Origin of the sequence: Pseudomonas sp. EA_65y_Pfl2_P74, from assembly GCF_963970575.1 — a bacterium.
Lineage (GTDB): Bacteria > Pseudomonadota > Gammaproteobacteria > Pseudomonadales > Pseudomonadaceae > Aquipseudomonas > Aquipseudomonas baetica_A.
In genome coordinates this window covers 203,703-225,369 of sequence record NZ_CAXAOQ010000006.1, presented here as the reverse complement: position 1 = coordinate 225,369, position 21,667 = coordinate 203,703, and the positions used below count along the sequence as shown (strand labels likewise).

Genomic DNA, 21,667 nt, shown 5'->3' with positions numbered 1-21,667 from the left:
CGCTTTGTCAAAGCCCAGTTGCACCAGATCCAGCTTGGCGACGTAGAGGTCGATCACACGAACGAGGTGATCCTCGGGGATCAGTTCCTCCAGCGAGGCCGGGAACACGCTGGTCTGGCTGCGGGACACTCCTTGGATGTAGGCCATAACGAAAAATGCTCCGTATCTTTCGATACGGAGCATTTTCATTGAGCGCTGCGCAGATTGCTAGGTTTTCACACAGTCTGCGAAGGTGCCGTTTTCATGTCTAGCCAGCCGAACAATCAGCCAGCCAGACCCGCCTGCTGCACCAGTGTCAGCAATGGTTGCGGGTAAACGCCGAGGAAGAACGCAACCAGGGCGATGGCCAGCAGCATCACGCCGCCTGCCTTCTGTTCCCAGTGCAATTGCGCATCGTGGCGGCGCAGGTTCGGCTCGATCAGGTACAGGGTGACCATCACGCGCAGGTAGTAGAACACGCCGATGGCGCTGCCCAGTACCAGCGAACCTACCAGCCACCATTGGTGCGATTCGACACCGGTGGCGATGATGTAGAACTTGCCGATGAAGCCTGCGGTCAGCGGGATACCGGCCAGGGACAGCATCATCACGGTCAGTACGGCGGTCAGGTACGGACGGCGCCAGAACAGGCCGCGGTACTCATACAGTGCATCGGCGTCGCGGCCGTTGTACGGCGAGGACATCAGAGTGATCACGCCGAACGCGCCGAGGCTGGTGATCACGTAGGTGACCAGGTAGACGCCGATGGCTTCCACTGCCAGACCCTTGCTCGCCACCAGTGCAATCAGCAGGTAGCCGAAGTGCGCGATGGACGAGTAACCGAGCAGACGCTTGAGGTTGCTCTGGGTCAAGGCCAGCAGGTTACCGAACAGGATCGAGGCAATCGCGATGACGGTCAGCACGTCGCTCAGTACACCACTGCTCGCGGCAGGGGAGATCTGGAACAGACGCACCATCACCGCAAACACGGCCACTTTTGAAGCGGTCGCAAGGAACGCAGCCACCGGTGCTGGAGCACCTTCATACACGTCCGGCGTCCACAGGTGGAACGGTACCAGCGACAGCTTGAACGCCAGACCGATCAGCATCATGCCCAGGCCCAGTTGCGCCAGCGAGCTTGGCAGGCCGGTCGCGGCCAGCGCTTGACCGATACCGACGAAGCTCAGCGAACCGGAGTCTGCGTACAGCAGCGCCATACCAAACAACAGGAACGCGGAACCGGCGGCCGACAGCACCATGTATTTGATGCCGGCTTCCAGCGAACGCTTGTTGAAGAAGGCGTAGGCCACCAGACCGTAAACCGGTACCGAGAGCAGTTCCAGACCGATGAACAAACCGGCCAGGTGCTGCGCGCTGACCAGAACCAGACCACCGGCGGCGGCCATCAGGATCAGCAGGTACAGTTCTTCACGGTTGCCCGGGTAACCCGAACCGCCATCGCCCAGGTAGGCGTGGGCGAGGGTGACGCAAGCGAGGGTGGCGACCAGGATCAGCGCCATGTACAGGCAAGCGAACGAGTCGATTTGCAGCAATGGCGTTACGGCCAGAGGCGCGACTTTCAGGGCTGGCAGGATCGACAGCAAGGCCAGGTTCAGACCAGCCACCGAGATCAGGAAGGTCTGCGAGTGGTTGCGGCGCCAGGCGATTGCCAGCATCACCACGATAATGGTGAGGCTGGTGATCAACAGTGGCGCAAGCGCAATAAAGTGTTGAATCGTAAATTCCATAGCGCTCTTACCGGGCCGAAGCGAGTTGAGTGAAGGCGGTGCCGAGCCACTGCTGAACGCCATGCATCGTGGCGGCAGAAGTGTCGAGGAACGGTTGCGGGTAGACGCCGATGTAGATCAGCAACACCGCAAGGCCTAGCACCATGATCAGTTCGCGAGCGTCCATGCCGTGCAGGATCGAATCCGATTTGGACGGACCGAAATAAGCACGGTGGATCATGATCAGCGAATAGACCGAGCCGAACACCAGGCCGGAAGTGGCAATCGCAGTAATCCACGGCCAGCTCGCGAAGGAGCCGATCAGGATCAGGAACTCACCGACAAAGTTACCGGTACCCGGCAGACCCAACGAAGCGGCTGCGAAGAACAGGCTGATCGCTGGCAGATAAGCGATACGCGACCACACACCGCCCATCTCACGCATGTCACGAGTGTGCAGACGCTCGTACAACTGACCGCTGAGGATAAACAGTGCCGCCGCCGATACACCGTGCGCGAGCATCTGGATCACTGCACCTTGCAGCGCCAGTTGGCTGCCGGAGTAGATGCCGATCAACACGAAGCCCATGTGGGAAACGGACGAGAAGGCGATCAGACGCTTGATGTCGGTTTGCGCGAAAGCGAGGAACGCACCGTAGAAGATCCCGATCAGACCAAGGGTCATGGCGATCGGCGCGAACTCGGCCGAGGCATTCGGGAACAGCGGCAGGGCGAAACGCAGCAGACCGTAGGCCGCGGTTTTCAGCAAGATACCGGCGAGGTCGACGGAACCGGCAGTCGGCGCCTGGGCGTGGGCATCAGGCAACCACGAGTGGAACGGTACGACCGGCAGCTTGACCGCGAAGGCGATGAAGAAGCCGAGCATCAGGATGTACTCGGTGGTCATCGACATCTTGGTTTTCAACAGGTCGGCGTAGTTGAAGGTAATCACGCCGGTGTTGTTGAAGTTGACCAGCACCAGACCAAGGATCGCCACCAGCATGATCAGGCCGGACGCCTGAGTGAAGATGAAGAACTTGGTGGCGGCGTAGATCCGGGTTTTCTTGCCGTCCGAAGAACTGTGACCCCAGAGCGCGATGAGGAAGTACATCGGCACCAGCATCATTTCCCAGAAGAAGAAAAACATGAACAGGTCGAGGGCGAGGAACACGCCGACAACGCCGCCCAGGATCCACATCAGGTTCAAGTGGAAGAAGCCAACGTGACGTTGAATCTCTTTCCACGAGCAGAGTACCGAGAGGATACCCAGCAGGCCGGTCAGCAGGATCATCAACAGCGACAGGCCGTCGAGGGCCAGGTGCACGTTGATGCCGAAGCGCTGGATCCAGACGTGCTTGAACTCAAGCGCCCAGGTCGGATCGGCGCCAGGCGCCGGAGCAAATGAATAGTCACCGTGGGCCCACAGCCAGAGGCCGAGGGCGAGTTCCAGGGTCATGGTCAACAGCGCAATCCAGCGGGGCAGGGTAGCGCCGAAGCGCTCACCCATCCAGCACAGCAGGCCGCCGATGAAGGGGATCAGGATTAGCCAAGGCAGAATCATGACGGGCTCGTTTCCTTTCGCAAATTCGCAAGGTTCATATCAGACCGCTACCAGCACGATGGCGCCGATTACCAGCACGGCACCAGCAGCCATGGAAGCCGCATACCAACGCAGTTGACCGGTCTCGGTGCGACTCAGGGCAGTGTGACCGCCCTTGGCCATACGCGGGATCAGACCGATGGTCTGGTCGAGCGGGTCTTTGCGCAGTACGTGGCTGATCGCAAGGTAAGGCTTGACGAACAGTTTGTCGTAGATCCAGTCGAAGCCCCAGGCAGCGAACCACCAGGCCGAAAGGAAACGGCCGATGCCGCTGTTGGCGATTGCCGTCACGAAGCGACGCTTGCCGAGGAACAGCAGGGCCGCCAGCAGGATACCGGCCAGGGCGATGGCGCCCGACGCGATTTCCAGGCTGTGCTTGGCTTCGCCACCCGCATGACCAACGCTTTGCGGCAGTACGCCGTGCAGCGGTGGCACGATCATGGCGCCGACGAATGTCGACAATACGATCAGCACCGACAGTGGCAGCCAGTGAGCGATGCCGTGACCGGCGTGAGCTTCGGTCTTGGCTTCACCGTGGAACGTGATGAAGATCAGGCGGAAGGTGTACAGCGAGGTCATGAACGCACCGACCAGGCCGGCATAGAGCAAGCCGTGATTGCCGCTGGCGAACGCTTCCCAGAGGATTTCGTCCTTGGAGTAGAAGCCTGCGGTCAACAGTGGCAGGGCGGACAACGCCGCGCCGCCGACGATGAAGCTGGCGTAGGCCAGTGGCAGTTTCTTCCACAGACCGCCCATCTTGAAGATGTTCTGCTCGTGGTGGCAGGCAACGATCACCGCACCGGAAGCCAGGAACAGCAGGGCCTTGAAGAAGGCGTGGGTCATCAGGTGGAAAATCGCGCCATCCCATGCACCGACGCCCAACGCCAGGAACATGTAGCCGATCTGGCTCATGGTCGAGTAGGCGAGGATACGTTTGATGTCGGTTTGCACCAGTGCTGCGAAACCTGCCAGCACCAGCGTCACACCGCCCACGATGCCAACCAGGTGCAGGATGTCCGGCGCCAGGGTGAACAGACCGTGGGTACGGGCGATCAGGTAGACACCGGCGGTTACCATGGTGGCAGCGTGGATCAGTGCCGAAACCGGCGTCGGGCCAGCCATCGCGTCCGCGAGCCAGGTTTGCAGTGGCAGTTGTGCCGATTTACCGACCGCACCGCCCAGCAGCATCAGGGTCGCCAACGTGATCCAGAAATCGCCGACCTGGAATTTCTGCGGTGCCAGCACCAGCAGTTCCTGGATGTTCAACGTGCCCACTTGCTGGAACAGGATGAACAGGCCGATGGCCATGAACACGTCGCCGATGCGGGTCACGATGAAGGCCTTGAGTGCGGCGTTCCCGTTGTTGCGGTTGCTGTAGTAGAAACCGATCAACAGGTACGAGCACAGGCCCACGCCTTCCCAGCCGAAGTACAGGAACAACAGGTTATCGCCCAGTACCAGGAACAGCATGCTGGCGATAAACAGGTTGGTGTACGAGAAGAAGCGCGAGTAACCCGCTTCGCCGCGCATGTACCAGGACGCGAACAGGTGGATCAGGAAACCTACACCGACAACCACGCCGAGCATGGTGATCGACAGGCCATCGACGTAGAGGGCGAAGTCAGGCTTGAAGCCTTCGACCGCCATCCACTTCCACAGTACCAGCGTGTAGTGACCGCCTTCGGGTGGCGCGACGTTGAATTGCCAGATGACGTAGGCGGCGACAATCGCCGACAAGCCAATGGAACCCACGCCGATCAGCGCCGAGAGGTTTTCCGACCAGCGTCCACGGGAGAACGACAGCAGCAGGAAACCGATCAGAGGGAATACGAAAGTCAGAAAGATAAGATTCATCCGCGCATCTCACTGGCAGCGTCGATATCGAGCGTGTGGAAGCGGCGATACAGTTGCAGCAGGATCGCCAGACCAATACTGGCCTCGGCGGCTGCAAGGCTGATCACCAGGATGAACATGATCTGTCCATCCGGCTGGCCCCAACGGGCGCCTGCAACAATGAACGCCAGTGCCGAGGCGTTCATCATTACTTCCAGACTCATCAACACGAACAAAATGTTGCGGCGGACCATCAGGCCGACCAGACCAAGGCAGAACAGGATGCCGGCGACGGCTAATCCATGTTCGAGAGGGATAGCAGGCATGTCTTACTCCTTCGCCTCGTTACGGCCCAAATGGAACGCCGTGACGGCTGCGGCGAGCAGCAGCATCGAGGCGAGTTCGACCACCAGCAGATACGGGCCGAACAGGCTGACGCCCACGGCTTTTGCATCGACGGTGGTGTGGCCGATGGCCTGACCGCTCTGGTGAGCGAACAGCACATACAGCAGTTCGGCCAGCAGCAAGGCTGCGAGAATCACCGGCCCTGCCCAGATGCCGGGCTTGAGCCAGGTACGTTCCTGCTGAACCGAGGCCGGGCCCAGGTTCAGCATCATCACCACGAACACGAACAGCACCATGATGGCGCCGGCGTAGGCGATCACTTCCAGCACGCCGGCGAACGGCGCGCCGAGTGCGAAGAAGGTCATGGCCACGGCTATCAACGAGATGATCAGGTAGAGCAGGGCGTGCACAGGGTTGGTGTTGGTGATCACGCGTAGCGTGGACACAACAGCGATACCCGATGCGAAATAGAAAGCGAATTCCATCGTTCTTCCTTAAGGCAGCAAGCTCTTCACGTTGATCGGTTCGGCTTCGTTCTGCGCGCTGCCTTTGGGCTTGCCAGCGATTGCCATACCTGCAACACGATAGAAGTTGTAATCAGGGTTTTTGCCGGGGCCAGAGATCAAAAGATCTTCTTTCTCGTACACCAGGTCCTGACGTTTGAACTCGGCCATCTCGAAATCCGGCGTCAGCTGGATCGCGGTGGTCGGGCAGGCTTCCTCGCAGAGACCGCAGAAAATGCAGCGCGAGAAGTTGATACGGAAGAAGTCCGGGTACCAGCGACCGTCTTCGGTTTCCGCTTTCTGCAGCGAGATGCAACCCACCGGGCAAGCCACGGCGCAGAGGTTGCAGGCAACGCAACGCTCTTCGCCATCGGGGTCACGGGTCAGGACGATGCGGCCACGGTAGCGTGGCGGCAGGTAGACCTGCTCTTCCGGATATTGCAGGGTGTCACGCTTGCGAAAGCCATGGCCGAAGACCATGACCAGGCTGCGCAACTGGGTACCAGTACCCTTAACGATGTCGCCAATATATTTGAACATGGGTCAAATCCTCACTGAACCGCAACCGCAGGTGTGTTCCACAACACAACCGCAGCGGTTATCAGCAAATTGATCAGGGTCAGTGGCAGGCAGAATTTCCAGCTGAAATCCATCACCTGGTCATAACGCGGACGCGGAATGGAAGCGCGCAGCAGGATGAACAGCATGATGAAGAACGCGGTCTTCAGTGCGAACCAGACGAACGCCAGTTGCGGCAGGATGCCGAACGGACCGTGCCAGCCACCGAAGAACAGGGTGACCAGCAGCGCCGAGATCAGGATGATGCCGATGTATTCACCGACGAAAAACATGCCCCATTTCATACCGGCGTATTCAATGTGGTAACCGTCGGCCAGTTCCTGTTCCGCTTCTGGCTGGTCGAATGGGTGACGGTGAGTCACGGCGACGCCAGCAATGAAGAAGGTACAGAAGCCGAAGAACTGCGGAATGATGAACCACAGGTTCTGCGCCTGGTACTCGACGATGTCGCGCATGTTGAACGAGCCGACCTGAACCACGATGCCCATCAGGGCCAGGCCCATGAACACTTCGTAGGACACGGTCTGCGCCGAGGCACGCAAGCTGCCGAGCAGGGCGAACTTGTTGTTGCTCGACCAGCCGGCGAACAGCACCGCGTAGACCGACAGACCGGCCATGGCGAAGAAGAACAGCAGGCCGATGTTCAGATCCGCCACGCCCCAGGTCGGGGTGATCGGGATGATCGCAAACGCGATCAGCAGGGCGGACATGGCCACCACCGGCGCCAAAGTGAAGATCACTTTGTCGGCAAACGGCGGGGTCCAGTCTTCCTTGAAGAACATCTTGAGCATGTCGGCGGCGATCTGGAACATACCAAACGGGCCAACGCGGTTCGGACCGTAACGGTCCTGCCACCAGCCCAGCAGGCGACGTTCGACAAAGCTGAGCAACGCACCCGCGACCACAACGGCCAGCAGAATCACGATGGCTTTGACGACCGAGAGGATCACATCGATCACTTCAGGGGTGAACCAGGTCATTGCGCTGCCTCCTGCAGACCGTCGACGGATACGCCGGCGAATGCCGGTGGAATGCCAGCGATGCCCGCAGGCAATGCCACCAGACCTGCGCCCAGTTCTTCATTGATACGCAATGGCAGACGCAGGGTCTGGCCGGCCACGTTCAGGCTCAGCAGGGCACCGTCGTTGACGCCCAGACGATCGGCTTCGGACTTGGCCAGTGCAACGTATGGCGCCGGAATGCGCTCTTGTACCGGAGCGGCTTTCGAAGAGTTCTCTTCGCTGCCGAACAGGTGGAAGAACGGCACGGCTTGCCAGGTGCCCGGCGCCGGGTTGAACGCACGTGGAGCGGCAGCGAACCAGTTCAGCGAATCACCGGTGCTTTCGATCAGGCGGGTACCCGGGTCGCCAGCGCGGATGTGACCACCGACTTCGTCCTGGAACTTGTTCCAGGCCTGCGGCGAGTTCCAGCCCGGCGACCAGGCGAATGGCACCTGCTGACGCGGTTCGACGGAGCCCGAGTAACCTTCCATGGAGAAGGCGAACGCGGTGTCTTTGTCTTGCGGAGTACGCGGTTCGTGAACGCTGATGTCGGCGCGCATCGCGGTGCGACCGGAATAACGCAGCGGCTCACGCGCCAGTTTCAGACCCTTGATGCGAAACGCAGCAGACGGTGCAGCGTCGACGATACGTGCCAGTTGCTCGGTGCTCGACGCCACGGCCGCGGTGACGTGGTCCAGTTGCGTCCAGTCGATCGGCTGGTTCAGCAGGGTCGAGCGCAGGGCGTGCAGCCAGCGCCAGCCTTCGTGAACCAGAATGCTTGCGTCCATGTATTGCGGGTCGAAAACCTGGAAGAAGCGCTGGGCGCGACCTTCCTGGCTGACCAGCGTACCGTCGCCTTCAGCGAAGCTGGCCGCCGGCAGAACCAGATGCGCGCGGTCGCTGGTGGCGGTCTTCTGATGGTCGGCAACGATCACCACTTTCGCAGCGTTCAGTGCGGCATCGACCTTGGCTTTCGAGGTGCGGGTGTACAGGTCGTTTTCCAGCACGACGATGGCGTCAGCCTGGCCGTCGATCACGGCTTGCAGCGCAGCATCCACCGATTCGCCACCGAGCATGGCCAGACCGAGGCTGTTGGCTTCCGACACGATCAGGCTGATCGAGCCGTTCTTCTCGCGCAGCTTCAGAGCCTTGGCGATGTTTGCCGCCGCTTCGATCAGGGCTTTGGAGCCCAGCGAAGTACCGGCGATGATCAGCGGACGCTTGGCTTTGATCAGGGCGTCGGCAATGCGCTTGGCCAGTTCCAGAGCTTCAGCGTCCAGACCTTCAACGGCAGGGGCGCTGGCATCCAGAGCGTGAGCCACGGCGAAACCGATGCGCGCCAGATCGTCGGGAGCGGCGTGAACGCACTCTTCGGCGATGTCGTCGAGCTTGGTTTCAGCCAGGCTGGCGATGAACAGCGGGTTCAGCGCGTGCTGACCGATGTTTTTCACAGCGGCGTCGAGCCATGGCTGGACGCGCATGGCTTCGGCCATGTCTTCAGCCTTGCCTTTGACCGACTGACGCAGGGCCAGGGCCATACGGGCGGCGGTCTGGGTCAGGTCTTCACCGAGGACGAATACGGCGTCGTGGTCTTCGATGTCGCGCATGTTCGGCACGGGCAACGGGCTGTCTTTGAGCACTTGCAGAACCAGACGGATGCGCTCCAGTTCGGACGCTTCGATACCGGAGTAGAAGTGCTCGGCGCCAACCAGTTCACGCAGCGCGTAGTTGCTTTCGAGGCTGGCACGCGGCGAACCGATACCGACGATGTTGCGCCCGCGCAGCAGATCGGCAGCCTTGTCCAGCGCCTGATCCAGGCCCAGTTTCGTGCCGTCGGCCAGCAGCGGCTGACGTGGACGGTCGGTGCGGTTGACGTAGCCATAACCGAAACGGCCACGGTCGCACAGGAAGTACTGGTTCACCGAACCGTTGAAACGGTTTTCGATGCGACGCAGTTCGCCGTAGCGCTCGCCCGGAGAGATGTTGCAACCGCTCGAGCAGCCATGGCAGATGCTCGGCGCGAACTGCATGTCCCATTTACGGTTGTAGCGCTCGGAGTGAGTCTTGTCGGTGAACACACCGGTCGGGCAGACCTCGGTGAGGTTGCCGGAGAACTCGCTTTCGAGGGTGCCGTCTTCAACGCGACCGAAGTACACGTTGTCGTGGGCGCCGAACACCCCGAGGTCGGTGCCGCCGGCGTAGTCCTTGTAGAAACGCACGCAGCGGTAGCAAGCGATGCAGCGGTTCATTTCGTGGGAAATGAACGGGCCCAGTTGCTGGTTCTGGTGGGTGCGTTTGGTGAAGCGATAACGGCGCTCGTTGTGGCCGGTCATCACGGTCATGTCTTGCAGGTGGCAATGACCGCCTTCTTCGCACACAGGGCAGTCGTGCGGGTGGTTGGTCATCAGCCATTCAACAACACTGGCGCGGAACGCCTTGGATTCTTCATCGTCGATGGAGATCCAGGTGTTGTCGGTGGCAGGTGTCATGCAGGACATGACGATGCGACCACGGGTGTCGTTCTCGTCGGTGTACTGCTTGACCGCACACTGGCGGCAGGCCCCGACGCTACCAAGCGCGGGGTGCCAGCAGAAATAAGGGATGTCGAGGCCCAGCGACAGACATGCCTGTAACAGGTTGTCTGCCCCGTCGACTTCGAGCGCTTTGCCGTCTACGTGGATAGTGGCCATGGTTCAAAGGTCTTCGTTGGCCCGGTGTCAGCGGGCGTGGCTAATGGAATCTTGTTATCCGTCCGAATCCAGTCAGCCCCGAAAGGCGTCATCGGACGAAAGGCGAAGGGCACGGACCCTTCGCCTTTTTAAGCGTTTACGCGCCGATTACGATCGGCCTTGCCAGAGGCGGGACGGCGGCGCTGACTGGCGCGATACCGGCTTCGAACTCTGGACGGAAGTATTTGATGGCACTGCCCAACGGTTCCACGGCACCCGGTGCGTGAGCACAGAAGGTCTTGCCCGGGCCGAGGAAGTTGACCAGACCCAGCAGGGTCTCGATGTCGCCTGGCTGACCGCGACCTTGTTCGATGGCCATCAAGAGCTTGACGCTCCATGGCAAGCCATCACGGCACGGGGTGCAGAAACCGCAGGATTCGCGAGCGAAGAATTGCTCCATGTTGCGCAGCAGCGAGACCATGTTGACGCTGTCGTCCACCGCCATCGCCAAGCCGGTACCCATACGGGTGCCCACTTTGGCGATGCCGCCGGCATACATTTGTGCGTCGAGGTGTTCTGGCAGGAGGAAACCGGTACCGGCGCCACCTGGCTGCCAGGCCTTGAGCTTGAAGCCGTCGCGCATGCCGCCGGCGTAGTCTTCGAACAGCTCGCGACCGGTCACGCCGAACGGCAGTTCCCACAGGCCAGGATTCTTCACCTTGCCGGAGAAGCCCATGAGCTTGGTGCCCATGTCTTCGCTGCCTTCGCGGGCCAACGATTTGTACCAGTCAACGCCGTCGGCAATGATCGCCGGCACGTTGCACAGGGTTTCAACGTTGTTCACGCACGTCGGCTTGCCCCACACGCCCACGGCGGCAGGGAAGGGCGGCTTGGAGCGCGGGTTGGCACGGCGGCCTTCGAGGGAGTTGATCAGTGCGGTTTCTTCACCGCAGATGTAACGCCCGGCGCCGGTGTGGACGAACAGTTCGAAATCAAAACCGCTGCCCAGAATGTTCTTGCCCAGCAGGCCTGCTGCCTTGGCTTCTTCCACGGCACGGTTGAGGTGCTTGGCGGCGGTGGTGTATTCGCCACGCAGGAAGATGTAGCCACGGTAGGTTTTCAGTGCGCGAGCACTGATCAGCATGCCTTCGATCAGCAGATGGGGCAGTTGCTCCATCAGCATGCGGTCCTTCCAGGTGTTGGGCTCCATTTCATCCGCGTTGCACAGCAGGTAGCGGATGTTGATGGATTCGTCTTTGGGCATCAGGCCCCACTTCACGCCAGTGGGGAAGCCTGCACCGCCGCGACCTTTGAGGCCTGCGTCTTTCACGGTCTGGACGATGTCGTCCTGAGCCATGTCGGCGAAGGCTTTGCGCGCAGCGGCGTAACCGTTCTTGGCCTGGTATTCGTCGAGCCATACGGCTTCGCCGTCGTCACGCAGACGCCAGGTCAGCGGGTGAGTCTCGGCCGAACGCTTGATGCGGTTGGCCGGGCCGAAAGATGTCAGGGTCATACGTAGCCCTCGAGCAGTTTGGCAACGCCAGCAGGCTGCACATCACCAAAGGTGTCGTCGTCGATCATCAGCGCCGGTGCCTTGTCGCAGTTGCCGAGGCAGCAGACAGGCAGCAGGGTGAAACGACCGTCGGTGGTGGTCTGACCCAGGCCGATGCCCAGATTGTTCTGGATTTCGCTGACCACCGACTCGTGGCCGCCGATGTAGCAGACCATGCTGTCGCAGACGCGAATGATGTGACGGCCGACCGGCTGACGGAAAATCTGGCTGTAGAACGTCGCCACACCTTCAACGTCGCTGGCCGGAATGCCGAGGATCTCGCCGATCGCGTACAAGGCGCCATCTGGCACCCAGCCGCGTTCTTTCTGAACGATCTTCAAGGCTTCGATCGACGCCGCGCGCGGGTCTTCGTAGTGATGCAGCTCGTGCTCGATGGCCGAGCGCTCGGTTTCACTGAGGGTGAAACGGTCTGTCTGGATAAGCGTGCTGTTCATGCTTAGCGGTCCACGTCGGCCATAACGAAGTCGATACTACCCAGGTACGCAATCATGTCCGCGACCATGCTGCCTTTGATCACCGAAGGGATCTGTTGCAGATGCGGGAAGCTTGGAGTGCGGATCCGGGTACGGTAGCTCATGGTGCCGCCGTCGCTCGTCAGGTAATAACTGTTGATGCCCTTGGTCGCTTCGATCATCTGGAAGGATTCGTTGGCCGGCATGACCGGGCCCCACGAAACTTGCAGGAAGTGCGTGATCAGGGTTTCGATGTGCTGCAGCGTGCGTTCTTTGGGCGGCGGCGTGGTCAGCGGGTGATCCGCCTTGTACGGGCCTTCCGGCATGTTGCGCATGCACTGGTCGATGATCTTGATGCTTTGGCGCATCTCTTCGACGCGGACCATGCAGCGATCATAGGCATCGCCATTGGCCGCCAGCGGCACTTCGAACTCGAAGTTTTCGTAGCCGGAGTATGGACGCGCTTTACGCAGGTCGAAGTCGCAACCGGTCGAACGCAGGCCCGCACCGGTGACGCCCCATTCCAGGGCTTCTTTGGTGTTGTACTGGGCAACGCCGATGGTACGACCTTTGAGGATGCTGTTCTGCAGTGCCGCCTTGGTGTATTCGTCGAGGCGTTTTGGCAGCCATTCAACGAAATCTTTCACCAGTTTTTCCCAGCCGCGTGGCAGGTCGTGTGCGACGCCGCCGATGCGGTACCAGGCCGGGTGCAGACGGAAACCGGTAATGGCTTCAATCACCGTGTAAGCCTTCTGGCGGTCGGTGAAGGTGAAGAACACCGGGGTCATCGCACCAACGTCCTGGATGTAAGTACCCAGGAACAGCAGGTGGCTGGTGATCCGGAAGAACTCGGCCATCATGATGCGGATGACGTCGACCTTCTCTGGCACCTTGATGCCGGCCAGCTTCTCGACCGAGAGCACGTACGGCAGGTTGTTCATCACACCGCCGAGGTAGTCGATACGGTCGGTGTAAGGAATGAAGCTGTGCCAGGACTGACGCTCGGCCATCTTCTCGGCGCCACGGTGGTGGTAACCGATGTCCGGCACGCAGTCGACGATCTCTTCACCGTCCAGTTGCAGGATGATGCGGAACGCACCGTGAGCCGAAGGGTGGTTCGGCCCCAGGTTGAGGAACATGTAGTCCTCGTTCGGCCCGGAACGCTTCATGCCCCAGTCTTCAGGGCGGAAGCGCGCGGCTTCTTCCTCAAGCTGTTGTTTGGCCAGGTTCAGGCTGTACGGATCGAATTCGGTGGCGCGCGCCGGGAAGTCCTTGCGCAGCGGGTGACCTTCCCAGGTCGGCGGCATCATGATGCGCGACAGGTGCGGGTGGCCTTTGAAGTCGATGCCGTACATGTCCCAGACTTCGCGCTCGTACCAGTTGGCGTTTGGCCAGATGCTGGTGACGGTCGGCAAGCTCAGGTCGCTTTCGGACAAGGCGACCTTGATCATCACGTCACTATTACGCTCAAGCGACATGAGGTGATAGAACACGGTGAATTCGGCGTCCGAAGGCAGCCCTTGACGCTTGGTGCGCAGACGCTCGTCCACGCCGTGCAGGTCATAGAGCATGACGTACGGCTTGGGCAGGTTGCGCAGGAAAGTCAGGACTTCGACGAGTTTGGCGCGCGCCACCCACAGCACCGGCATACCGGTGCGGGTCGACTGAGCGGTGAACGCTTCGGCGCCAAAACGGTTGTTCAATTCAACGACCACATCCTGGTCGTCTGCCTTGTAAGGCGGGATGTACAGAGCGCTGCCTGTAGTCATGGTTATTTTTTCGCTTTCGGTCAACGTAAAGAATGAAGCCAGCTTCTCGTTTCTTTGTCAGAACAGATCTGGATCAGACTTCGTCAGGGCTGCGCAGGTTGGTGACTGCGATTCGCTGTTCGCGGCGCGCATCCTTCTGCGAAGGCATGTCGGCGCGATATACGCCTTGATCGCCAACGACCCAGGAAAGCGGACGACGCTCCTTGCCAATCGATTCCTGCAAGAGCATCAAGCCTTGCAGAAATGCTTCCGGACGAGGAGGGCAGCCAGGTACGTAGACGTCCACGGGCAGGAACTTGTCCACCCCTTGAACCACAGAGTAGATGTCGTACATGCCGCCGGAGTTGGCGCACGAACCCATGGAAATCACCCACTTCGGCTCGAGCATCTGCTCGTAGAGACGCTGGATGATCGGCGCCATCTTGATGAAGCAGGTTCCGGCGATAACCATGAAGTCGGCTTGACGCGGCGATGCCCGAATCACTTCGGCGCCAAAGCGCGCGATGTCGTGGGGCGCCGTGAAGGCGGTGGTCATTTCCACGTAGCAGCACGACAAGCCAAAGTTGTACGGCCACAGGGAGTTCTTGCGTCCCCAGTTGACCGCGCCACTCAGCACGTCTTCCAGCTTGCCCATGAAAATGTTTTTGTGAACTTGATCCTCTAACGGATCGGAAACGGTTTCCCGTTCGCCAATCGGATACTGCTCGTTAGGAGCATCGGGGTCGATCCTGGTGAGATTGTATTGCATTGCCAAAGCCTCATTGTTTCAGCTTCGCTTGCCTCTTGCGACGAGCTTCCGGAGCCCAGTCAAGGGCGCCCACTCGGAACAGGTAGACAAGACCTGCCAACAGAATTGCTATGAAAACGAGAGCTTCGACGAATCCGGTCCAGCCGCTTTCGCGGACGGACACAGACCATGCAAAGAGAAAGAGGGCTTCGATATCGAAGATCACGAACAGCATCGCGACCAGATAGAATTTGGCTGAGAGCCGCAAGCGGGCGCCACCGGTAGGTAGCATGCCGGACTCGAACGGTTCATTTTTGCTGCGGCCCCAGGCTTTTGACCCGAGGAGGCTGGAGACACCGAGCATGAAGGCACACAGGCCGACTACACCCAGAAGGAAAATGGCAAAGCCCCAGTTGTGGGCCATGAGTCCTGTCGCTTCGGGCATGCTGGTAATCCTTAACAGAGAGCAAAGGTCTCTGAGCTTGATAAAGAAATAAAGCAGTGACGATATGTCGCAGCAATCAATCGCGCTGATTTTATGGCTAAACACCCTGCAAGTAAAATTCCTATAGCGAAATTATTTATTGGAATAAGGACATAGCGCACCTCGAATGCCCCGTAGCCCAAGCATAGCGGGCATTAGCCGGGTTTCTGCGAATTATGTTTTGTGGGAAATGTAACGAACATAGTTACTTCGAAATGATAATTGATATCGTTTGGAGTGATTTTTAAACTGTTTAGCGGGGCAGTAATCAGGAAGTTGTCTTATATGCCCGTTACTGCAAGTAGCGGTATCGCCCGTTTTAAACGATTTTTCTGACGTCCATAGCGCTCTGGATCAATGTTTTTTCAGAAAGGTCCTACACAAAACCTGTGGGAGCCTTTGAGATGTTTGCGGGCAAAAAAAAACGCCCCAAACCAGTCGGGGCGTCAGATGTGCGGCGTTGCGGTTAGCTTTCTATCCGGCCCGCAACGGCCGTTTGCTCAGGTGAAGCAGATCAGTGGAACTGCTCTTCTTCGGTCGAACCGGTCAGCGCGGTTACCGAAGACGAGCCACCCTGAATCACGGTGGTCATGTCGTCGAAGTAGCCGGTGCCCACTTCCTGTTGGTGGGCGACGAAGGTGTAACCCTTGGCAGCATCAGCGAATTCCTGCTCTTGCAGCTTCACGTAGGCAGTCATGTCGTTGCGGGCGTAGTCGTGCGCCAGGTTGAACATGCTGTGCCACATGTTGTGAATGCCGGCCAGGGTGATGAACTGGTGCTTGTAGCCCATGGCGGACAGTTCGCGCTGGAACTTGGCGATGGTCGCGTCGTCCAGGTTTTTCTTCCAGTTGAAGGAAGGCGAGCAGTTGTACGACAGCAGTTGGTCCGGGTATTCCTTTTTGATCGCTTCAGCGAAACGACGGGCTTCTTCCAGATCCGGCTTGGCGGTTTCGCACCAGATCAGGTCGGCGTACGGCGCGTAAGCCAGGCCGCGGGCAATTGCCTGGTCCAGACCGGCACGGACCTTGTAGAAGCCTTCCTGAGTGCGCTCGCCAGTCACGAACGGCTGGTCATACGGGTCGCAATCGGAGGTCAGCAGGTCAGCAGCGTTAGCGTCGGTACGGGCCAGAATGATGGTCGGCGTACCGGCAACGTCGGCAGCCAGACGCGCAGCGGTCAGCTTCTGCACGGCTTCCTGGGTAGGAACCAGTACTTTGCCGCCCATGTGACCGCATTTTTTCACGGAAGCCAGTTGGTCTTCGAAGTGAACGCCGGCGGCGCCTGCTTCGATCATGCTCTTCATCAGCTCGTATGCGTTCAGAACGCCGCCGAAACCGGCTTCAGCGTCCGCCACGATTGGCGCGAAGTAGTCGATGTAGCCATCGTCGCCCGGGTTCTTGCCGGCTTTCCACTGGATCTGGTCAGCACGTCGGAACGAGTTGTTGATGCGCTTGACCACGGTTGGCACCGAGTCCACCGGGTACAGCGACTGATCCGGGTACATCGATTCGGCGGAGTTGTTGTCCGCAGCCACCTGCCAGCCCGACAGGTAGATCGCCTGGATGCCGGCTTTGACCTGCTGAACAGCCTGGCCGCCGGTCAGGGCGCCCATGCAGTTGACGAAGTCTTTCTCTGGGCGGAAGGACGGCTTGGCACCCTGGGTGACCAGGTTCCACAGCTTCTCGGCGCCCATTTTCGCAAAGGTGTGCTCAGGTTGAACCGAGCCACGCAGACGGACGACGTCAGCAGCGGAGTAAGTGCGTGTCACGCCTTTCCAGCGCGGGTTTTCAGCCCAGTCTTTTTCAAGGGCTGCAATTTGCTGTTCGCGTGTCAGTGCCATGGAGATAAACCTCGTCGCGTCTTTATGAAAAGTTGTTCTGCGGTGGAAAATTCCTGCGCTCGCTGACCAGAAGCTTAGGTGCTCAAGTCGGATTCGGCGGGGTAGGCGACGGGATGAACGATGGGCTCGAGGGGAAGTGAGCAGGTAAAGGCGCAACTGGCGGGCGCATTCGGGCGTCGTGGGCCTTTATACGAACTGCAGTGTGATGCCGGGTTACCCAATTACGCTTCCGTCCCTCGGGACAACTTCGTTCCAGTCGGCAACCTCGTCAAACACACCTTGTGGGCGGTACAGACACGAAGCGGTTCGCGGGGTGGGTGCGAACATCGTTTCGAAGGCCCTTGCCAGGGCCTCTGATTAGCGGGAGCGAGGCCATCATGCCTTCGCTTTTTTGCCTCGTCAAACGTTTTGTAGTGCTTTTTTTAAAGCACTACATCTTTCGTCTAATACGACTAATCAGTCAATTTTCGGTGCTTTAGTCCAAAGCGTCGACTTTCACCCGTAAAGTCATGTCATCCCGGCCTTGAGTCGCGTAGCTGCGGCTCTGGCTCTGTTTGTCGGACTGGGTTTCACGGTTTATCCCGGCGAGGGTGATCCATTCGCCAAGGCGACCGCTGACCGTTGTGTCGGTACTTTGTACGTTCACTACATCGGGACGTTCCTGGCTCATGCGGTCACGATTGGTGCTGATTGACAGATGAACGATGTCGCCGGTGACGCTGGCGGTGACATAAAAGCCCTGTGTGACGTTGCGATATTGCGTCTGGCTGCTGTAGTCGCCGTACGAGTTGCTCTGGCTGCTGGTGATCGGCACGCTCTGGCCGACCTGGATCAGTGCCGGTGCACCTTCGCTGGCCTGAATCTGCTGAATGCCGCCATCACGGCTGGCGGTGCTGTAGTTGATGATCCGGGTCTGTTGGTCGCCGGTGTTCTGCTGGTTGTTTTCGTTGGTATCGACAGTGATCAGCAGGCGTTTGGGGGCGGTATCGAGTTGGGTGATCAGTGCCTTGAGTTCCTGGATCTTGTCCGGCTCGGCCTTGATGATCAGTTGATTGCCATAGGCGCTGACCTGACCGTCTTTGCTCATGAAGTCTTGCGCCATCGGCAGCATGTCGGCGCTGGTGCGGTACTTGAGGGGCACGATTTCAGTGGCCGCCATCACCGATAAGCTGCAACCGAGCAGCAGGGTGGTGAGCAGGGTGCGTAGGGACATGTCCGTTATCTCCGCTTTTGAAAGGCTTGATATTGCCAGTTTGTCGGCCTGGGGTGGGGCAAGTTGAATCGTAGACAGCAAAACGCCCCGTCATCGGTGGATGGCGGGGCGTTTTGAGATGCGCTCAAGGGCCTCTTCACGAGCAAGCCGGCACACAGTCGATCTCTGCTGGGCACAAAAGCTGTGTTCGCTGGAGATTCCCGGTGGGGCGGCTTGCTCGCGAAAGCCGCGCTGCGGTATCACGCCGAGTGGCGAACCATATCGACATGCGGAATCCCTGCTTCCAGGAACTCCTCGCTGACCAGGTTGAAGCCAAGACGCTCGTAGAACGCCGTGGCCTGCACCTGTGCGCTGAGCATCTGCTGCTTCAGGCCGCGCTCTTCAGCTTCAGCGATGACCGCTTGCATCAGGGCGTCACCGACCTTCATGCCGCGCCAGTCTTTGAGTACCGACACGCGACCAATGTGCCCATCGGGCAGCAGGCGCGCAGTGCCGATCGGAAAGTCGCCTTCGAATGCCAGAAAATGCACGGCGGTCGCGTCATCCGCGTCCCACTCAAGTTCAGGTGGTACCGATTGTTCGGCGATAAACACCGTTTCACGAATGCGCCGGATCTCGGCGATGTCCTTCTGCCAGTCTGCGACACGTACGCGAATTTTATTCATCGGCAAACCCCAGGCTGCCTTGCTTGACCAGTTCACACAGCAGGCCGCGACCGTCTTCATCGCTCAGCCACTCGCCGAGGTTGTCGGTGTGCAAGGCGTCGGCGGCGCAGATCAGTTTCAGCAGTTCGCGCAGCTTGCCTGGCAGATAACGGCTCTGGCCACTGGCGAACAGCAGCAGATCGTCATCGACTTCCGACCAGGCCAGACGCGCGCTTGGGTTGCGGACCAGCACGGCGCCATCTTGCAGAGCGCTGAGGAAGTCTTCTTCTTCGACATCTTCCGGGCCGGCCACCAGTTCCGGGTAGCGTGGCTCGGTCATGTACTGGCCGAACCAGGTCAGCAACAGGCGTTCGTCGCTCATGTGTTCGGCGAGCAGGGCTTTCAGGCGATCCAGTGCGTCGTGTTGAATCTGGTGCGGGTCGCTGGCCGGCTGCGCGTCGGCATCGGTGTAGCGCTCTTCGTCAGTCAGGAACTGGCTGAGGAAGTCGGTGAAGTGGGTCAGTACTTCAGAGGCGCTTGGGGCGCGGAAGCCGACCGAGTAGGTCATGCAGTTATCCACGGCCACGCCGCAGTGGGCCAGGCGCGGCGGCAGGTAGAGCATGTCGCCCGGTTCCAGAACCCACTCTTCGGTTTCGTGGAATTCGGCGAGGATGCGCAGATCCGCGTGTTGCAGCAGCGGGCTCTCGGAGTCGCACATCTGGCCGATTTTCCAGTTGCGCTTGCCGTGACCCTGCAGCAGGAACACGTCGTAGTTATCGAAGTGCGGACCGACGCTGCCACCCGGCGCGGCGAAGCTGATCATCACGTCGTCGACGCGCCAGCTCGGCAGGAAGCGGAAGTTTTCCAACAGTTCGCTGACTTCTGGCACGAACTGGTCGACCGCTTGGACCAGCAGGGTCCACTCTTTTTCCGGCAGCTTGCTGAATTCGTCTTCAGCGAACGGGCCGCGACGCAGTTCCCATGGGCGCTCGCCGTGCTCGATCACCAGGCGCGACTCGACTTCTTCTTCCAGGGCCAGGCCGGCCAGTTCGTCGGCGTCGATCGGGCTTTCGAAATCAGGAATCGCCTGACGGATCAGCAGTGGCTTTTTCTGCCAGTAGTCGCGCAGGAATTCGCGCGCCGTGAGGCCGCCCAGAAGTTGAAGAGGAATATCGGAATTCATATGTAACCTATTGAAAAAAAGCACTTTTCAGACGGGAATAAAAACGCCCGGCGCGGCCGGGCGTCTCAAACGGGTCAAGCGGTCGATCAGATGCGTTTGGCTTGCGCTACAGCGTTACCGATGTAGTTGGCCGGGGTCAGTTGCTTGAGCTCGGCTTTCGCTTCGGCTGGCATGTCCAGACCGTCGATGAAAGTCTGCAGTGCTTCAGGGCTGATGCCCTTGCCGCGGGTCAGTTCTTTCAGCTTTTCGTACGGGTTTTCGATGTTGTAGCGGCGCATCACGGTCTGGATCGGCTCAGCCAATACTTCCCAGCAAGCGTCGAGGTCGGCAGCAATCTTCTGCTCGTTGAGCTCAAGCTTGCTGATGCCTTTGAGGCTGGCTTCGTAAGCGATCACGCTGTGAGCGAAGCCGACGCCGAGATTGCGCAGTACGGTGGAGTCGGTCAGGTCGCGCTGCCAGCGAGAGATTGGCAGTTTGCTCGCCAAGTGCTGGAACAGTGCGTTGGCGATACCCAGATTGCCTTCGGAGTTTTCGAAGTCGATCGGGTTGACCTTGTGCGGCATGGTCGACGAACCGATTTCGCCAGCGATGGTGCGCTGTTTGAAATAACCCAGGGAAATGTAGCCCCAGATGTCACGGTCGAAGTCGATCAGGATGGTGTTGAAGCGCGCAATGGCGTCGAACAGCTCGGCGATGTAGTCGTGCGGTTCGATCTGCGTGGTGTACGGGTTGAAACCCAGGCCCAGCTCGTCTTCGATGAAGGCGCGGGCGTTGGCTTCCCAGTCGATCTGCGGGTAGGCCGACAGGTGGGCGTTGTAGTTGCCGACAGCGCCGTTGATCTTGCCCAGCAGTGGCACCGCAGCGACTTGAGTGATCTGACGCTCGAGACGGTAAACCACGTTTGCCAGTTCTTTACCCAGCGTGGTCGGCGAAGCCGGTTGACCGTGGGTACGCGACAGCATCGGCACGTCAGCGAAACGGATGGCCAGTTCGCGGATGGCGTTGGCGGTTTGGCGCATCAGCGGCAGCATCACGTCGTCACGGCCTTCGCGCAGCATCAGCGCGTGGGACAGGTTGTTGATGTCTTCGCTGGTGCAGGCAAAGTGGATGAACTCGCTGACTTTGGCCAGCTCCGGCAACTTGGCCGCCTGCTCCTTGAGCAGGTATTCGATCGCCTTGACGTCGTGGTTGGTGGTGCGCTCGATCTCTTTGACGCGTTCGGCGTGCTCCAGCGAGAAGTTTTCAGCCAGTTCATTGAGAACGGCGTTGGCCTCGGTGGAGAAGGCTGGCACTTCCGGGATGCCGGCGTGGGCGGCCAGGCGCTGGAGCCAGCGCACTTCAACCAGGACGCGGGCACGGATCAGGCCGTACTCGCTGAAAATCGGGCGCAGGGCCTGGGTTTTGCCGGCGTAGCGGCCGTCTACAGGGGAAACCGCAGTGAGCGAAGAGAGCTGCATGGGGTGTTCTCGGACAGTCGGGCAACGAAATGGGGCGCGTATCATACATGAAAAAATCCGCCGGTCCGTCGCCAACTGACCGGCGTATT

General features: G+C 59.6%; 18 protein-coding genes and 1 pseudogene. All 19 read right to left on the bottom strand.

The window, feature by feature from the left end; translation table 11 throughout:
- Positions 1–147, bottom strand: a pseudogene (locus AACY18_RS06790) (IS5/IS1182 family transposase); the annotation flags it as partial.
- A gap of 116 nt (positions 148–263) precedes the next feature.
- Positions 264–1,727 (bottom strand): NADH-quinone oxidoreductase subunit NuoN, encoded by a 1,464-nt coding sequence (nuoN, locus tag AACY18_RS06785; RefSeq protein WP_008082842.1) that lies wholly within the window; start codon positions 1,725–1,727, stop codon positions 264–266.
- Between the two features lie 7 nt (positions 1,728–1,734).
- A complete protein-coding gene (nuoM, locus tag AACY18_RS06780) occupies positions 1,735–3,267 on the bottom strand; it encodes an NADH-quinone oxidoreductase subunit M (RefSeq protein WP_339434125.1) in 1,533 nt (510 codons plus the stop codon).
- A gap of 39 nt (positions 3,268–3,306) precedes the next feature.
- Positions 3,307–5,160 (bottom strand): NADH-quinone oxidoreductase subunit L, encoded by a 1,854-nt coding sequence (nuoL, locus tag AACY18_RS06775; protein WP_339434124.1) that lies wholly within the window; start codon positions 5,158–5,160, stop codon positions 3,307–3,309.
- Positions 5,157–5,465 carry an NADH-quinone oxidoreductase subunit NuoK gene (gene nuoK / locus AACY18_RS06770; protein WP_003223790.1) on the bottom strand — a complete coding sequence of 103 codons (309 nt, stop codon included), beginning with the start codon at positions 5,463–5,465 and terminating at the stop codon, positions 5,157–5,159. Before nuoK ends, nuoL begins: the two co-directional genes overlap by 4 nt.
- A gap of 3 nt (positions 5,466–5,468) precedes the next feature.
- Complete coding sequence (nuoJ, locus tag AACY18_RS06765; protein ID WP_339434123.1) at positions 5,469–5,969, bottom strand: NADH-quinone oxidoreductase subunit J; 501 nt, start codon at positions 5,967–5,969, stop codon at positions 5,469–5,471.
- A gap of 9 nt (positions 5,970–5,978) precedes the next feature.
- Entirely contained in the window at positions 5,979–6,527 is a 549-nt protein-coding gene (gene nuoI, locus AACY18_RS06760; RefSeq protein WP_221610035.1) for an NADH-quinone oxidoreductase subunit NuoI, read from the bottom strand.
- Between the two features lie 11 nt (positions 6,528–6,538).
- Positions 6,539–7,546, bottom strand: a complete 1,008-nt coding sequence (nuoH, locus tag AACY18_RS06755; protein ID WP_339434122.1) for an NADH-quinone oxidoreductase subunit NuoH — start codon at positions 7,544–7,546, stop codon at positions 6,539–6,541.
- Positions 7,543–10,257, bottom strand: a complete 2,715-nt coding sequence (gene nuoG / locus AACY18_RS06750) for an NADH-quinone oxidoreductase subunit NuoG (protein ID WP_339434121.1) — start codon at positions 10,255–10,257, stop codon at positions 7,543–7,545. The genes nuoH and nuoG overlap by 4 nt, the downstream gene beginning before the upstream one ends.
- A 136-nt stretch (positions 10,258–10,393) precedes the next feature.
- Complete coding sequence (gene nuoF / locus AACY18_RS06745; RefSeq protein WP_339464581.1) at positions 10,394–11,749, bottom strand: NADH-quinone oxidoreductase subunit NuoF; 1,356 nt, start codon at positions 11,747–11,749, stop codon at positions 10,394–10,396.
- Entirely contained in the window at positions 11,746–12,243 is a 498-nt protein-coding gene (gene nuoE, locus AACY18_RS06740; protein ID WP_007920186.1) for an NADH-quinone oxidoreductase subunit NuoE, read from the bottom strand. Before nuoE ends, nuoF begins: the two co-directional genes overlap by 4 nt.
- Before the next feature lie 2 nt (positions 12,244–12,245).
- Positions 12,246–14,030, bottom strand: a complete 1,785-nt coding sequence (gene nuoC / locus AACY18_RS06735) for an NADH-quinone oxidoreductase subunit C/D (RefSeq protein WP_339434120.1) — start codon at positions 14,028–14,030, stop codon at positions 12,246–12,248.
- 73 nt (positions 14,031–14,103) lie between these two features.
- Positions 14,104–14,778, bottom strand: a complete 675-nt coding sequence (locus AACY18_RS06730; protein ID WP_221730388.1) for a NuoB/complex I 20 kDa subunit family protein — start codon at positions 14,776–14,778, stop codon at positions 14,104–14,106.
- A 10-nt stretch (positions 14,779–14,788) separates the two neighbouring features.
- Positions 14,789–15,202, bottom strand: coding sequence for an NADH-quinone oxidoreductase subunit A (locus AACY18_RS06725; RefSeq protein WP_003223812.1), 414 nt, complete (start codon positions 15,200–15,202; stop codon positions 14,789–14,791).
- A gap of 553 nt (positions 15,203–15,755) precedes the next feature.
- Complete coding sequence (aceA, locus tag AACY18_RS06720) at positions 15,756–17,081, bottom strand: isocitrate lyase (RefSeq protein WP_016775277.1); 1,326 nt, start codon at positions 17,079–17,081, stop codon at positions 15,756–15,758.
- A gap of 475 nt (positions 17,082–17,556) precedes the next feature.
- On the bottom strand, positions 17,557–18,294 hold the full coding sequence (locus tag AACY18_RS06715; protein ID WP_339434119.1) for a secretin N-terminal domain-containing protein: 738 nt from the start codon (positions 18,292–18,294) through the stop codon (positions 17,557–17,559).
- A gap of 239 nt (positions 18,295–18,533) precedes the next feature.
- Positions 18,534–18,959 (bottom strand): GNAT family N-acetyltransferase, encoded by a 426-nt coding sequence (locus tag AACY18_RS06710; RefSeq protein WP_007920197.1) that lies wholly within the window; start codon positions 18,957–18,959, stop codon positions 18,534–18,536.
- Positions 18,952–20,121 (bottom strand): ribosomal protein uL16 3-hydroxylase, encoded by a 1,170-nt coding sequence (locus AACY18_RS06705; protein WP_339434118.1) that lies wholly within the window; start codon positions 20,119–20,121, stop codon positions 18,952–18,954. The genes AACY18_RS06710 and AACY18_RS06705 overlap by 8 nt, the downstream gene beginning before the upstream one ends.
- An 86-nt stretch (positions 20,122–20,207) precedes the next feature.
- Complete coding sequence (purB, locus tag AACY18_RS06700) at positions 20,208–21,578, bottom strand: adenylosuccinate lyase (RefSeq protein ID WP_339434117.1); 1,371 nt, start codon at positions 21,576–21,578, stop codon at positions 20,208–20,210.
- Positions 21,579–21,667: the final 89 nt, after the last annotated feature.